Raw genomic sequence first — 13870 nt, 5'->3', positions numbered from 1 at the left:
CTACGGTGCCGACGAAAGCGCCTAGGCGAACGACATGATCCTGCGCAGCAGGTCGGTGCCGTTGCGGTCCAGCAGGCGCCCGCCGATGCGCACACCGAGCACCAGGAGGAGTCCTCCGAACAGCAGCCCGACGGCGAGGGTCAACCAGCCGAGGGCCGACGAGTGCTGGGTGATCGCCAGGACCGCGAGGACGGCCTCGGGCGCGCTCAGCACCACCACCGCCGCCCAGCCGAGCAGCTGCGAGGTCACCGCCGTCAACGACGCGCCCTGCCGGGTCTGGAACGGGTTCTCCCCGGGCTTCTGCACCGGGTACACGACGAGGGCCGACACGATGCTCGCCCCGCCGTACGCCGTGCAGAGCACTCCGTACGAGACACCGAGCAGCGCGGGGATCGTCCCTGTGCGGTCGGTGAGGACGGCCGACCCGACCACGTAGACCGCCACGACCGGGACCGCGAGCGCCGAGGCGCCGAGGACGCGCCCCAGCCGGTCGGTGAGTCCGGGCAGCGGTGCGGCGAGGTGGGTCCAGAAGGCCGAGCCGTCGTAGGCGACGTCCGCCGAGATCCCCCAGCCCATGAGGAACGCGGCGGTCGGACCGAGGAAGAGAAGCGAGCTGCCACCGGGGTTGAACATCCACAGGAGCACGGGCAGGAGCGGCACGATCGCGATGGCCAGCGCGTACCGCGGGTCGCGCACCCAGTAGGTGAGGCTCCGGGCCGTCACCGCTCCGAGCGGCGACGACGGCAGCCGACCGAACCAGCCGAGCCCGCGTGACCGCGTGGAAGCCGCCTCGTGGACCGGGTTCACGAGCGCCCGCGCGAGCGAGCGGTCCCAGACGACGACAGCGACCAGGAGCGTCCCTACCGCGATCGCGAACCGCGCGGCGGCGCCCGCCCAGTGACCCTCGGCGACCTCCCACGGCACGACCCACACGGCGCCGATCGGGGTCCATCCCAGGACGTCGGCAACGCGCTCCAGCGAGTCCTTCGTGAGGCTGTCGCTCGACATCGTGGCGCGGCTGATCAACGGGCCGAGGAGCAGCAGCGGGAGCAGTGCCGACGCCGCCATGAGCTCCCGGACACGCCGCTTGCTCATCAGGTGCGAGGACGCCGACGTGGTCGCCCGGCCTCCGACGATGCACGTCGCGAGCCCGACGGTCGCGCACACGACGCCCGCGAGCAGCGCCAGCGGCGTCCTCCACCACACCCCCGCCATGGACAGGGCCGTGACCGCGGTGACGATGCCGGGGATCCCGATCACCGCCCCGATCGCGAGCCCCGTGAGCATGCTCCGGCGTGGGATGGCGAACGTGACGAACCGCGCCGGGTCGACCGTCGCGTCGATCCCGAACGAGATGAGCGGGACGACCCACCAGCCGAGCACCAGGACGGATCCGACGAGGACCGAGACGAGGCCGCGGCGGTCGGGCTCCTGCACGCTGAGCACCGCCATGGACCCCACGACGACCGCGAGCGCCATCAGCCCGTACAGCGCGGCGACGACGAGGCCGACCACCTGCCACACGCTGCGGCGCAGGCCGTTGCGCAGCAGGGTCAGCTTCAGCCGGACGAGGTGCGCAACCACGCGAGTCCCTCACCACTGACCCGGCCGCCGACGAGCTGCACGAACCGGTCCTCGAGGCTCTGGTCACCGCGCACGTCGTCGACGGTCCCCGCTGCCAGGACGTGTCCCGCGGCGATCACGGCGACGTGGTCGCACATCCGCTGGACCAGGTCCATGACGTGCGAGGAGACGATGACGGTGCCCCCCGAGGCCACGTACGAGGCGAGGATGTCGCGGATGTTCGCGGCGGAGACCGGATCGACCGCCTCGAACGGCTCGTCCAGCACGAGCAGCCGCGGGGCGTGCACCATCGCGCACGCCAGCGCAACCTTCTTCGTCATGCCGGCGGAGTACTCGACGACCAGGGTCCGTGCGTCGCGCGCCAGGTCGAACGCCTGCAGCAGGTCGTACGTCCGGGCCGCGACCGTGTCCCGGTCCAGGCCGTGCAGCAACCCCGCGTACGTCACGAGCTGCTCGCCCGTGAGCCTGTCGAAGAGGCTGACGCCGTCGGGCAGGACGCCCAGCATCTTCTTGACCTCGACGGGGTTGGCCCACAGGTCCTGGCCGTGCACCAGCACGGTCCCGAAGTCGGGCTTCAGCAGCCCCGTCGCCATCGACAGCGACGTCGTCTTGCCCGCGCCGTTGGGGCCGACGAGCCCGTAGAACGACCCGGCCGGGACGACGAGGTCGATCCCCGCGACCGCGATCTTCTGGCCGAACCTGCGCCAGAGCCCGCGCAGCTCGAGCGCGGGGACGGGAGGAGCGGGCATCGCACCACCCTAGGTCCCGACCGTGTCGAAAGCCCTCCGCCGTCAGGGGGATGTCGGTGGCGGCTGGGAGGGTCCTGCTCATGGACATCTCGCTGCTCGTGGGACTGCTGGTCGGATGTGCCCTGGGTGCGGTCGTGGGAGGTGTCGTCGCGTCCCGCAAGGGTGCGGTCGAGGCTGCGCAGGCCCGCGCGTCGCTGGACGCCGAGCGCCGCATCGCCGGGGAGCGCCTGGCCGATGTCGACCGTCAGGCGGACCAGTTCCGGGCGCTCGCTGCCGACGCCCTGGCAGCGAGCACCGACCAGTTCCTCGCACTCGCGCACCAGCAGTTCGCGGCCGACCACCAGACGCAGTCGGGCGAGCTGGCCCAGCGCGAGGCCGCGGTGCGCGCGATGGTCGAGCCGCTGTCCTCGACGCTCGACGCGGTCCGGGCGCAGCTCTCGTCGGCGGAGCAGGCCCGGGCGTCCGGGCAGGCCGCCCTCGGCGAGCAGGTCCGGGCCATGCACCTGGCGTCCGAGCACCTTCGCGACGAGACGTCGCGGCTGGTCACGGCGCTGCGCTCGTCGCAGGTGCGCGGGCGGTGGGGGGAGGTCCAGCTCCGACGTGTCGTCGAGGCGGCAGGGATGCTGCCGCACGTCGACTTCGTCGAGCAGGCCCAGGTCCGCACCGACGACGGGCTCCTGCGGCCGGACATGGTGGTGCGTCTGGCGGGCGGCAAGAACATCGTGGTCGATGCCAAGGTCGCGTTCCTCGGCTTCCTCGACGCCGCGCAGGCGACCGACGACACCGTGCGCGCCGACCGGATCGCCGCACACGCCAGGCACGTACGCGCGCACGTGGACGACCTGGCGAGCAAGCGGTACTGGGACCAGTTCGCGCCTGCGCCCGAGTTCGTCGTGATGTTCGTCCCCGCCGAGTCGTTCCTCGGCGCCGCCGCCGAGCAGGACCCGGCGCTCATGGAGTACGCGTTCGAACGCAACGTCGTCATCGCCACGCCCATGACGCTGCTCGCCCTCCTGCGCACCGTCGCGTACGCCTGGCGCCAGGACGCGCTGGCCTCCAACGCGCAGGCGGTGCTCACCTTGGGCAAGGAGCTGCACGGCAGGCTCGCGACGATGGGCTCGCACCTCGCCAGGCTCGGCCGCGCGATCGACTCCGCCGCCGGCGCCTACAACCAGACCGTGTCCTCGCTCGAGACCCGCGTCCTGGTCAGCGCCCGCCGGTTCGCGGACCTCAACGTGGTGGACGGCGACCTGCCGACGCCCGAGCCTGCCAACCCGCGCCTGTCGAGCGTGAGCGCACCCGAGCTGGTCGCCTCCGTCGACGACCTCGTGGTCCTCTTCGACGGGCGGGCCGAGCGCGACGAACGAGCACTGCAGGAGGAGCGGGTCCTGCTCGCGGAACGCGCGCTCCGGGCCGAGCGAGCGACGCGCGACGACGCGCCCGGGGGGGCAGCCGAGGCTTCGAGCGCCTGAGGAGTCAGGCGGGCTGGACGTCCAGGCGACGCCGACCGTTCGGGCGGGTCGGGGACTCGCCTGCTGCCTTGAGGTCGGCGCGGAGCTCACGCGGGAGGGAGAACATCAGGTCCTCTGTCGCGGTACGGACCTCCTCGACGTCGCCAAAGCCGTGCTCGGCCAGCAGGGCCAGCACGTCACGGACCAGGATCTCGGGGACGGAGGCGCCGGAGGTGACCCCGACGGTCGTCGCCCCGTCGAGCCAGGCGGTGTCGATCTCGGCCGCGGTGTCGACGCGGTAGGAGGTGCGGGCGCCTGCGTCGAGAGCGACCTCGACCAGGCGCACCGAGTTCGACGAGTTCGCCGAGCCGACCGTGATCACGACGTCGCACTCCGGAGCCAGCTTCTTCACGGCCACCTGGCGGTTCTGCGTGGCGTAGCAGATGTCGTCGCTGGGAGGGTCCTGCAGGTTGGGGAAACGCTCACGAAGCCGTCGGACGGTCTCCATGGTCTCGTCCACCGAGAGGGTCGTCTGCGAGATCCAGATGAGCCGCTCGGGGTCGCGCACCTGGAGCGCCGCCACGGCGTCGGGCGAGTCGACGACCTGGATGTGGTCGGGAGCCTCGCCGAGCGTCCCCTCGACCTCCTCGTGGCCGTCGTGGCCGATCAGCAGGATGTCGTAGTCCTCGGCCGCGAAACGCACGGCCTCCTTGTGCACCTTGGTGACCAGCGGGCAGGTCGCGTCGATCGTCTGCAGCGACCTCGCCGCAGCCGCTGCGTGCACCGCCGGGGACACTCCGTGCGCCGAGAACACGAGGCGTGCACCCTCGGGCACCTCGTCGGTCTCGTTCACGAAGACAGCGCCGCGCGCCGCGAGCGTCTCGACCACGTGCTTGTTGTGGACGATCTCCTTGCGCACGTACACCGGGGCGCCGTAGTGCTCGAGTGCCTTCTCGACGGCCACGACCGCTCGGTCGACGCCCGCGCAATAGCCGCGAGGGGCGGCGAGGAGCACGCGCTTGCCGGTGGCGGACGTGGAGGTGGTCACCGGGCGAGTCTAGTTCGGGCGCCACGCCCGGCCTCCCGACGGCCCACGCGAGCGGCAGATCCCCACGTGACATCCATCGCACCCACACGGAGGACGCGTGCGTGGCGAGGGTGTGGGCGGGATGAGGCAGGCTGAGGCCGTGAGCATCGAGCCCGCGTCGCGCGCGCAACCCGGACCGATCGTCGCGCCCGCGAGCGCCGGTCCGCGGCCGCTGAAGGCCGCCGACACCACCCCTGAGCGCCCTTGGCCCGTGCGACACCTGGCACCCAAGATCGCGGACTACATCGCCAAGATGCCGCCCGTCTGGGTGGAGGGGCAGGTGCTCAACCTCAAGCGGTGGAACACCCTCTACTTCCTCACGCTGCGCGACACGGACCTGGACATGTCGCTGTCGGTCACGGTGCCTGCGGCATCGATGCGCCCGCTGGCCGACAAGATCGCGGACGGCGCGCACCTCGTGGTGCATGCGCGGCCGCAGTTCCACGCCAAGAAGGGGACCTTGACGTTCGCCGCGGACGACGTCCGGCTGGTCGGCCTCGGCGAGCTGCTGGCGCGGATCGAGCACCTCAAGGGCATCCTCGGCGCGGAGGGGCTGTTCGAGCCGAGCCGCAAGCGTGCTCTCCCGTTCCTGCCGACGACGGTCGGCCTGATCGTGGCGCAGCAGGGCGACGCGGAGCACGACGTCGTGTCGAACGCACGGGCCCGGTGGGCGGCGGTCGACTTCGAGATCCGACGAGTGACGGTGCAGGGTCCGCGTGCGGTGCCGGAGGTCAGCGCGGCCATCGTCGAGCTCGACGCCAACCCCACGGTCGACGTCATCGTCGTCGCGCGCGGTGGCGGTTCGTTCGAGGACCTTCTCCCGTTCAGCAACGAGGCCCTGGTCCGTGTGGCCGCCGCCTGCCGAACCCCGTTGGTGAGCGCGATCGGGCACCACATGGACACGCCCCTGCTCGACCTGGTCGCGGACTTCCGTGCCTCCACGCCGACCGACGCCGCCAAGCGGATCGTGCCGGACGTGAGCGAGGAGCGGTCGAGGATCACCCAAGCCCGGCTGCGGTCCCGGGGTGCCCTGGTGGCTCGGCTCCAACGCGAGCAGGCGGGACTCGACCAGCTGCGCAGCCGCCCTGTCCTCAGGACGCCGACCACGCTCGTCGACCAGCACGAGCACCGCCTCGACGCACTACGGGACAGCGGCCGGCGAGCCCTGAACACCGGTCTCGTGCACGGCCTCGCCGAGGTGGCCGGCCTGGCCGCCCAGGTGCGCGCCCTGTCCCCCGCGGCAACCCTGGACCGCGGATACGCCGTCGTCCAGAGGACGGACGGGCATGTCGTGCGGGACCCTGCCGAGGTGACCACCGGCGACGACCTGAGGGTCCGCGTCGCCCGCGGCGAGCTCACGGCGAGCGTCACCTCGGACTGAGTCCCGAGCACGGCGCGCTCCACGCGACGACGCAGCGCCTGCACGCGAGCGGCCCGGGTCCCACCCAGGACCCGGGCCGCACTCGTCGAGGTCGTCAGACGTCAGCCGTCACACGGTGGTGCACCTCGTACTCGCGCTCGGCGGCCTCCTCGCCCTCCTCGATCGCGGCACGCGAGGCGGCTCCCGTGTTCCGGAAGTGCCCGAGTGTCGACAGCACCAGCCCGAGGACGGCCCACGACGCGAGAGCCAGCCAGAGCTGTGTGGTGTCCGCGCGGGGGAAGTACGACTCGTCGCGGAGCAGCGCGGCGGCGGCACCAGGCGGCATCCACTGCCCGATCGCACCCCACGGCGCGGCAAGCATCTGCCACGGCTGGGCGGCTGCCGCGATCGGGTTGGCGATCAGCAGGAACAGCACCGGGCCGACGGCGATGCCACGACGACCGACCAGGGAGACGAAGCCGACGATGGTCGACGCGATGCCGAAGATCGCGAGGCCGACGATCCCGGCGTTGACGAGGTAGCTGCCCTCGATCGCACCGAACATGCCCTGCAGCACCCCGGCGACGGCGAGCCCACCGAAGACGGCGGTCGCGGCGACGGCCGTGACACGGCGCCAGACGCCGACCACGAGGATCGAGACGAGGATGCCGCCGATCATCCCGCCCATGACGAGCGGGAGGGTGATCAGGCCCAAGATCGCTCCACGAGGGTCGCCCGAACCGAGCGGCACGACGTCGGTGACGGGCACCGGCGCGCCGACCTGCTCCGCGAGGACCGGCGAGAGGGCGGCGAGCTGCTGCGCGACGAGCGCGCTGCCTGCGGTCGTGGTGAGGATCTCGGGCGAGTCGCCCAGGACGACGGCGCCGTAGACCTCACGGGTCTCGATGAGGTCGACCGCGGCGGCGCGGTCCATGACGGTCGCGACGTCGAAGACGCCCGGCGCCCGCTCGTCGAGGCCCTGCTCGAACGGAGCGGTCGCCGCGGCAGGACCGGCGACGGCGATCGGCAGGTTCTTCGCCTCGGAGGTGACGGTCGGCCAGGTGAACGCGAGCGTGATGAGCGTGACGGCGACGGCGAGACCTGCCCCGATGCCGATCAGGCGGCGCCACGGGGTGTGCGGCGGAAGGTTGTGGGGGGCAGCCATGACGAGATCCTCTCTAAACCGAATGTTCGTTCTTTTAAAGGATCGCCACTCTCGCCCGACTTGTCAAGAACGATCGTTCGTTTTTATGCTGCGCTGTGCCCAAGGTCACCGAGGAGTACCGAGAAGCCCGTCGCGACGAGATTGCGGACGCCGCCCTGCGCGCGTTCCGCCGCAAGGGCTTCCAGGCCACGTCGATGGCCGAGATCATCACCGAGTCGGGGCTCTCCGCCGGCGCGATCTACGGACACTTCCCGAGCAAGAGCGCGATCGTCGTGGACGTCGCGACCCGGATCATCGACGCGCGCATCCACGACATCGAGCGCGTCGCCGAGCTGACGCCGATGCCTCCGCCCCCCGCCCTGCCACGGACCTTGATCCGGGGGATGCTCGCGTCGATCGGCAGCCCCCGAATCATGCTGCAGCTGTGGGGTGAGGGCATGACCGACCCCGAGGTCGGGGAGCTGGCCTCCGGCGTCGTGCAGCGGTTACGCGCCGCCCTGCAGGGGTACGTCTCGCGCTGGCACCAGACCGCGCACGGCACCCCGGCCGACGAGGCCGGCGAGCTCGCGGTCGAGCAGGTGCCCCTCCTCATCGCCGCCGTGCAGGGCTACGTCATCCAGCTGTGCCTTCTCGACGACTTCGACGGCGAGGCCTACCTGGCAGCCGTCGAGAAGTACCTGCCGCAGTAGTCGCCTCGCCCAGCGCGCCCGGTTCGGGGACTGTCGTCCGGGGCTGATTGACTGTTCCCGTGCCCAAGGCCTCCCCCACTCCCCGCTCCGAAGCGACAGCAGATGTGAACGCAGACGTGAGCGCACTCGGCTACGAGCAGGCGCGCGACGAGCTCGTCTCGGTCGTCGCGCGGCTCGAGGCGGGCGCGCAGTCCCTCGAGGAGTCGCTCGCGCTCTGGGAGCGCGGCGAGGCGCTGGCCGCGCGCTGCCAGGAGTGGCTCGACGGGGCGCGGCAGCGGCTGAGCGCGGTGCGGGACAAGGCGGGCGCAGCCGAGACGCCGGCCGCGACGCAGACCGACGACGCAGACGACGTCGATGACGAGATCGCACCGGACGACATTGAGGAGCAGGGATGACCGCCGCAGCACAGGACCGCGCACTTGTCGTCGGGGAGGCCCTGATCGACGAGGTCGTGCGTCCCGACGGGAGCCGCGAGCGGCACCCCGGTGGCAGCCCGGCCAACGTCGCGATCGGTCTCGGCCGCCTGGGACGCTCGGTCGACCTTCTGACGTGGCTGGGCGACGACGCGGACGGCGACCTGGTGCGCCGGCACCTCAACGGCTCGCACGTGCACGTGCTGACCGGCGACCGTCGCGCGAGCCGCACCCCCGTCGCCACCGCGAACATCGACGCCGCGGGCGTCGCCAGCTACCAGTTCGACCTCGAGTGGGACCTCCCGAGCACGTGGGACGACGCCGAGGGCGACCCGATCGTCGTGCACACGGGCTCGATCGCCACGGTCCTGCAGCCCGGCGGCACCGCGGTCGAGCAGCTGATCGCGCGGAGCCGGCCGGCGTCGACCATCACCTACGACCCCAACCTGCGACCGGTCCTCATGGGCTCCCCCGCGAACGCCCTGCCCGTGGTGGACGCGCTCGTGCGACTGGCCGACGTGGTCAAGGTCTCCGACGAGGACCTCGCCTGGCTGCACCCGGGCGTCGCCCCGGCCGAGATCGCCGAGGAGTGGAGCCGCTCCGGTCCGTCGCTCGTCGTCGTCACGCACGGCGGCGAGGGCGCGTTCGCCAGCACGTCCGCGGGCGCCCGACTCCAGGTCGTCGCGCCGAAGGTGCAGGTCGCGGACACGGTCGGTGCGGGCGACTCGTTCATGGGCGGACTCATCGACGGCCTGTGGTCGGCCGGCCTGCTCGGTGCCGCCAACCGGCAAGCGCTCGCCGACGCCGACTCCGACGTGATCCAGCGCGTGCTCGAGCGCTGCGTGCAGATCGCCGCCATCACCGTCTCGCGCGCGGGCGCGAACCCGCCGCGCTCGGACGAGCTGGACTAGAGGTCCAGTTCGCGGGCGCGCGTCGGGGTCAGGCAGTCGCGGCCTCGCGGGCGTGCGCGCGCTCGAGCGACGCCTTCCGGTCTGCCTCGTTCTCCTGGTCGATCGTGAGGGCGGCGTCCTCGTTGAAGGTGAGGTTCTCGCCCGACTCCGGGTCGAAGATCATGGCGCGTGCAGGATCGAACCAGAGGGCCGCCTCGACGCCGTCGCGAATCTTGCTCTCGGAGTCGAGCGCGACGATGAGCTGCGTGCGCAGGCCCTCGCCGTCGAGATCGCGGTCGAGCTCCTCGAGCTTGCCCGCGACGTCGGGGTTGGTGTCGAACGGGATGTAGGCGTAGAGCTCGGACCCCAGCCACTCGGTGACATCCACCGGCGCCGTGAACTCGACACCCTGGCTGCGCTTGCTCGTCTCGAGCAGCGACGCGTCCTCGAAGTGCTCGGGGCGCAGGCCGACGATCACCAGGTTCTTGCCGCGCAGCTTGCCGGACACCTCGGGCGACAGCGGGACGTCGGCGAACGGCAACCGCAGGGCTCGTCCGTCGCCCACCACCTCGCCCGGCAGGAAGTTCATGGGAGGCGATCCGATGAAGCCGGCGACGAACAGGTTCTTCGGCTGCTCGTACAGCCCGCGCGGGCTCGCCACCTGCTGCAGCTCACCCTTGCGCAGGACTGCCACCCGGTCGCCGAGCGTCATGGCTTCGGTCTGGTCGTGGGTGACGTAGACGGTGGTCGTGCCCAGGCGACGCTGCATGCGGGCGATCTCGGTGCGCATCTGCCCGCGCAGCTTGGCATCGAGGTTGGACAGGGGCTCGTCGAACAGGAACGCCTGAGCCTCACGGACGATCGCGCGCCCCATCGCGACGCGCTGCCTCTGGCCACCGGAGAGGTTGGCGGGCTTGCGCTCCAGATGGTCCTGGAGCTCGAGCGTCTTGGCCGCGAACTCCACCTTCTCCTTGATCTGCGCCTCGGTGAACTTGCCCTTCTGCAGTCGCAGCGGGAACGCGATGTTCTCGAAGACGGTCAGGTGCGGGTAGAGGGCATAGTTCTGGAACACCATGGCCAGGTGCCGGTCGCGGGGCGCACGGTCGTTGACGCGCTTGCCGCCGATCGTCAGGTCGCCCGACGTGATGTCCTCCAGGCCGACGATCATGCGCAGCAAGGTCGACTTCCCGCAGCCGGACGGCCCGACGAGGATGACGAACTCACCGTCGGCGATGTCCAGGCTCACGCCCTTCACGGCCAGGTAGCCGTCGCCGTACTGCTTGACGATGTTGTTCAGGGTGATGGCGGCCATCGGAGCTCCTTCGTAGGACTAGCTGGGCGGGGGCTTCAGCCCTTGACGGCACCCTGGGTGAGGCCGGACACGATCTGGCGCTGGAACAGCAGGACGAGGACCACGACAGGGATGGTCACGACGATGGCCGCGGCGGAGATTGCCCCGGTCGGCTCCTCGAACTGCGAGGCGCCCGTGAAGAAAGCGAGAGCGGCGGGCACGGGCCGTGCCGCGCTCGTCGACGTGAGCGAGATGCCGTAGACGAAGTCGTTCCACGCGATGAAGAACGCGATCAGTGCGGTGGTGAAGACGCCGGGCGCGGCCAGCGGGACGATCGCCTTGCGGAAGGCCTGCCAGGTGGTCGCGCCGTCGACCTGGGCGGCCTGCTCGAGCTCCCAGGGGATCTGCCGGAAGAACGCGGCCAGGGTCCAGATCGAGATCGGCAGCGTCAGCGACAGGTACGGGATGATCAGGCCGAGCCAGGTGTCGTACAGGCCGATGTTCCGCCAGAGGTTGAACAGCGGCGTGACGATCGAGATGACCGGGAAGATCGAGACGCCGAGCGCCGTGAGCAGGACCAGGCGCTTGCCGGGAAAGTCGAGCCGGGCGATGGCGTACGCGGCCAGGGTCGCCAGGACGACGGCGATGCTGGTCGCGATGAGGCAGATGCCGATCGAGTTGCGCAGCGCCGACAGGAACAGCTCCTGCGCCGGTCCCCCGTCGGTGAGGATCTCCTGGTAGTTGGTCCACGACCACGTCTGGGGGAAGAACGTCCCCGCGTTGAGCTGGCTCGGCAGCTTGAAGGAGGTCGCGAAGATCGAGAGCACCGGCAGCATCGCGTAGACGATCACGACGACGGCGATGACCCCCCAGCCCCACTTGGCCCGCGTGGAGAGCTGCTTCATCACGAGCCCCCTCTCGAGCCGGCGAGGTCGACTTTGAACAGCTTCACCGCGACCCAGCAGATCCCGAGCACGCACAGGAACAGCAGCACGGAGATGGCCGAGCCGAGGCCGATCTCGAGGCGTCCGATCGACGTCCGGTAGGTCAGCAGCGACAGCACCTCGGTGCCGTTCGCACCGTTGGTCATGATGAACACGTTGTCGAAGATGCGGAACGCGTCCAGGGCCCGGAACAGGACGGCGACCATGATCGCGGCCTTCATGTTCGGGATCAGCACCTTCGTCAGCCGCTGCCACCAGGTCGCGCCGTCGACCTCGGCGGCCTCCTCCAGCTCGGTCGGCACCTGAGACAGGCCCGCGAGAAGCAGGAGCGAGATGAACGGCGTCGTCTTCCAGATCTCGGACGCGATGATCACGAACAGCGACGTGCCGCGCTCCGCGAACCAGTTGGTGTCCTCGGTGATGTACGGCAGCCAGCTGAACCAGTTGTTGACGTACCCGGACGTGATGTCGAACGCGTAGAACCACGCGAACGCCGAGACGACCGTGATGATGCCGTAGGGCACCAGGATCGCCGTGCGCAGCACCCCACGAAGCGACTTGATGGCGCGGTGCATCACGAGTGCGAGCGCGAACCCGAGGAGCAGCTCGATGACCACCGTGATCACGGTGATCTCGATCGTCGTCAGCATCGCCTGCCAGAAGATCGGGTCGGTGAGCACGACCGCGTAGTTGCTGAGCCCGGCGAACGACTTGTCGTCCGGCGCGGTCAGTCGGTAGTGGAACAGGGAGTCGTAGACCGCCTGCAGGATCGGGTAGAGCGTGACGGCGAGCATCACGACGAACGCCGGTCCGGCGAGCAGCCAGCCGAGCCGGGCCTCGGACTTGGCCCGGTCGCTGCGCCCCGCCTTGGCCGCCGCGTCTCGCAGGTCAGGCTTTTTGCCAGCCACCTCAGTGGTCATAGCAGCTGCTCCCCTCGAAGCACGGCGGTGATCAGGTCGGTGGACTTCTCCGGGGTCGTCTTCGGATCGACCGAGCTCGGCGGGTGCCAGGTCTGCTGCAGACCGGTCGACACCTCGTTGTAGTACGGCGTCTGCGGTCGCGGCACTGCCTGCTCGAGCGACTGACGGATGACGTCGGCCATCGGGAAGGCCGCCTTCACCGCCGGGTCGTCGTAGGCCTCGGTGTTGGACGGCGGGTTGCCGTTCGTCGCGAAGTACTGCGCCTGGTGCTCGGGCGTCACGATGCACTCGGCCGCCTGGTACGCCAGGTCGACATGGTTGCTGAATGCTCCGATGCCGAGGTTGATCCCTCCGTACGGTGGCGCCGTCTTCTGGTCCGCACTGACCTGCGGGTAGAGGGACCATCCGATGTCGTCGACGAGGGACTGCGGAAGCGTGCCGTCCTTCACGCCGGCGTTCGTGGCCGACCAGACGAACGGCCAGTTGACCATGAACGAGCCCTTGTCCCCCTGGAAGATCGTGAGCGAGACACCCTCGTCCTCCGTCGGAAGCGCGGGACCGGCGAGGTTCTCCTTGCCGATGGTGCCCATGATCGTCGCGGCCGCTTCACCGGCGGGCGTCTCGAGGCCGAGCTTGATCTCGTCGGCGGGCGCGTCCGGGTTCTCGATGATCTGGCCACCGGCGGAGGCCACGAGGGCGTTGATCCACACGGTGAGCGACTCGGCCTTGGTGCCCTGGACGGATAGGTACTTGTCCTGGTCCTTGGCCGCCTTCATGATCTGGTCCCACGTCACCGGAGCCTTCGCCGGATCGAGCCCAGCGGCCTGCGCGACCGACTTGCGGTACCAGAGCAGCTGCGTGTTCGCCCAGAACGGGACGGTGACGAGCTTGTCCTTCCACGTGGCACCGGCGAGCGCACCGGCCACGACGTTCTCGGTGACCGTCGACTCGACGTCAGCCGGCACCGGAGCCAGGAAGCCGGGCTCGGCCAGCTCCGGGATGAAGGGCGGGTCCAGGCTCATGATGTCGATCGACGAGTCCTTCGCCGCGAGGCGTCGGGCGAGCTGCTCGCGCTGAGCGCTGGCGTCGCGCGGCAGGAGCGTCGTCTCGATCGTGTACGCGCCATTCGCGGACTCGGTGCACTGCGCGGCGATCTCTGTCTGCCCGCCGTCGTCCGGGTTGATGTACCACATGAGCTTCGGCGGCCCCGATCCCTCGCTCGCGCACGCAGCGAGCGGGGCCGCAACCGCCAGACCCACGACCAGGGCGAGTGCCCGTGAACGTCGTCGCACGAGAGTCCTCCGACCCGAGGCTTCGTCGCCTCATT

At 70.5% G+C, this 13870-nt stretch carries 13 protein-coding genes; 5 read left to right on the top strand and 8 right to left on the bottom strand.

Going from position 1 to position 13870, the window contains the following annotated elements; all coding sequences use genetic code 11:
• Positions 1-21 precede the first annotated feature (21 nt).
• Both AC1DPN_RS09135 and AC1DPN_RS09130 read right to left on the bottom strand, forming a co-directional pair.
• Positions 22-1584 carry a hypothetical protein gene (locus AC1DPN_RS09135; RefSeq protein WP_477084416.1) on the bottom strand — a complete coding sequence of 521 codons (1563 nt, stop codon included), beginning with the start codon at positions 1582-1584 and terminating at the stop codon, positions 22-24.
• Complete coding sequence (locus AC1DPN_RS09130; RefSeq protein ID WP_477084415.1) at positions 1560-2333, bottom strand: ABC transporter ATP-binding protein; 774 nt, start codon at positions 2331-2333, stop codon at positions 1560-1562. The genes AC1DPN_RS09135 and AC1DPN_RS09130 overlap by 25 nt, the downstream gene beginning before the upstream one ends.
• Before the next feature lie 80 nt (positions 2334-2413).
• Between AC1DPN_RS09130 and AC1DPN_RS09125 the strand changes: the two genes are divergently transcribed.
• Positions 2414-3805 (top strand): DNA recombination protein RmuC, encoded by a 1392-nt coding sequence (locus AC1DPN_RS09125; protein WP_477084414.1) that lies wholly within the window; start codon positions 2414-2416, stop codon positions 3803-3805.
• A 4-nt stretch (positions 3806-3809) separates the two neighbouring features.
• On the opposite strand, the gene AC1DPN_RS09120 is transcribed toward AC1DPN_RS09125, so the two are convergent.
• A complete protein-coding gene (locus AC1DPN_RS09120; RefSeq protein ID WP_477084413.1) occupies positions 3810-4832 on the bottom strand; it encodes a 4-hydroxy-3-methylbut-2-enyl diphosphate reductase in 1023 nt (340 codons plus the stop codon).
• A gap of 139 nt (positions 4833-4971) precedes the next feature.
• On the opposite strand from AC1DPN_RS09120, the gene xseA reads away from it, so the two are divergent.
• Positions 4972-6252 carry an exodeoxyribonuclease VII large subunit gene (gene xseA, locus AC1DPN_RS09115; RefSeq protein ID WP_477084412.1) on the top strand — a complete coding sequence of 427 codons (1281 nt, stop codon included), beginning with the start codon at positions 4972-4974 and terminating at the stop codon, positions 6250-6252.
• A gap of 94 nt (positions 6253-6346) precedes the next feature.
• On the opposite strand, the gene AC1DPN_RS09110 is transcribed toward xseA, so the two are convergent.
• The gene (locus AC1DPN_RS09110) at positions 6347-7396 is read right to left on the bottom strand and encodes an ABC transporter permease (protein ID WP_477084411.1); all 1050 of its coding nucleotides are present in this window, start codon (positions 7394-7396) and stop codon (positions 6347-6349) included.
• A 95-nt stretch (positions 7397-7491) separates the two neighbouring features.
• On the opposite strand from AC1DPN_RS09110, the gene AC1DPN_RS09105 reads away from it, so the two are divergent.
• The 3 genes from AC1DPN_RS09105 to AC1DPN_RS09095 are packed head-to-tail and all read left to right on the top strand — an operon-like array spanning position 7492 to position 9409.
• Entirely contained in the window at positions 7492-8085 is a 594-nt protein-coding gene (locus tag AC1DPN_RS09105) for a TetR/AcrR family transcriptional regulator (protein WP_477084410.1), read from the top strand.
• A gap of 59 nt (positions 8086-8144) precedes the next feature.
• Positions 8145-8480, top strand: a complete 336-nt coding sequence (locus AC1DPN_RS09100; RefSeq protein ID WP_477084409.1) for an exodeoxyribonuclease VII small subunit — start codon at positions 8145-8147, stop codon at positions 8478-8480.
• Positions 8477-9409 (top strand): carbohydrate kinase family protein, encoded by a 933-nt coding sequence (locus tag AC1DPN_RS09095; RefSeq protein ID WP_477084408.1) that lies wholly within the window; start codon positions 8477-8479, stop codon positions 9407-9409. Before AC1DPN_RS09100 ends, AC1DPN_RS09095 begins: the two co-directional genes overlap by 4 nt.
• Before the next feature lie 28 nt (positions 9410-9437).
• Here the strand turns inward: AC1DPN_RS09095 and AC1DPN_RS09090 are convergent, their stop codons facing one another.
• From AC1DPN_RS09090 to AC1DPN_RS09075, 4 genes are read right to left on the bottom strand one after another with little or no spacing between them, the layout of a single operon-like run.
• A complete protein-coding gene (locus tag AC1DPN_RS09090) occupies positions 9438-10700 on the bottom strand; it encodes an ABC transporter ATP-binding protein (protein ID WP_477084407.1) in 1263 nt (420 codons plus the stop codon).
• 35 nt (positions 10701-10735) lie between these two features.
• The gene (locus AC1DPN_RS09085; RefSeq protein ID WP_477084406.1) at positions 10736-11584 is read right to left on the bottom strand and encodes a carbohydrate ABC transporter permease; all 849 of its coding nucleotides are present in this window, start codon (positions 11582-11584) and stop codon (positions 10736-10738) included.
• The gene (locus AC1DPN_RS09080) at positions 11584-12543 is read right to left on the bottom strand and encodes a carbohydrate ABC transporter permease (protein WP_477084405.1); all 960 of its coding nucleotides are present in this window, start codon (positions 12541-12543) and stop codon (positions 11584-11586) included. Before AC1DPN_RS09080 ends, AC1DPN_RS09085 begins: the two co-directional genes overlap by 1 nt.
• Entirely contained in the window at positions 12540-13835 is a 1296-nt protein-coding gene (locus AC1DPN_RS09075; RefSeq protein WP_477084404.1) for an extracellular solute-binding protein, read from the bottom strand. Before AC1DPN_RS09075 ends, AC1DPN_RS09080 begins: the two co-directional genes overlap by 4 nt.
• Positions 13836-13870 lie beyond the last annotated feature (35 nt).

Source organism: Cellulomonas sp. P4_H4, from assembly GCF_056400865.1.
This window is presented reverse-complemented; position numbering and strand designations above follow the sequence as displayed.

Coding starts and splice junctions, on each gene's coding strand:
- AC1DPN_RS09130 (WP_477084415.1), bottom strand. CDS start 2,333: ATGCCCGCTCCTCCCGTCCCCGCGCTCGAGCTGCGCGGGCTCTGGCGC.
- AC1DPN_RS09125 (WP_477084414.1), top strand. CDS start 2,414: ATGGACATCTCGCTGCTCGTGGGACTGCTGGTCGGATGTGCCCTGGGT.
- AC1DPN_RS09110 (WP_477084411.1), bottom strand. CDS start 7,396: ATGGCTGCCCCCCACAACCTTCCGCCGCACACCCCGTGGCGCCGCCTG.
- AC1DPN_RS09095 (WP_477084408.1), top strand. CDS start 8,477: ATGACCGCCGCAGCACAGGACCGCGCACTTGTCGTCGGGGAGGCCCTG.
- AC1DPN_RS09090 (WP_477084407.1), bottom strand. CDS start 10,700: ATGGCCGCCATCACCCTGAACAACATCGTCAAGCAGTACGGCGACGGC.
- AC1DPN_RS09085 (WP_477084406.1), bottom strand. CDS start 11,584: ATGAAGCAGCTCTCCACGCGGGCCAAGTGGGGCTGGGGGGTCATCGCC.
- AC1DPN_RS09080 (WP_477084405.1), bottom strand. CDS start 12,543: ATGACCACTGAGGTGGCTGGCAAAAAGCCTGACCTGCGAGACGCGGCG.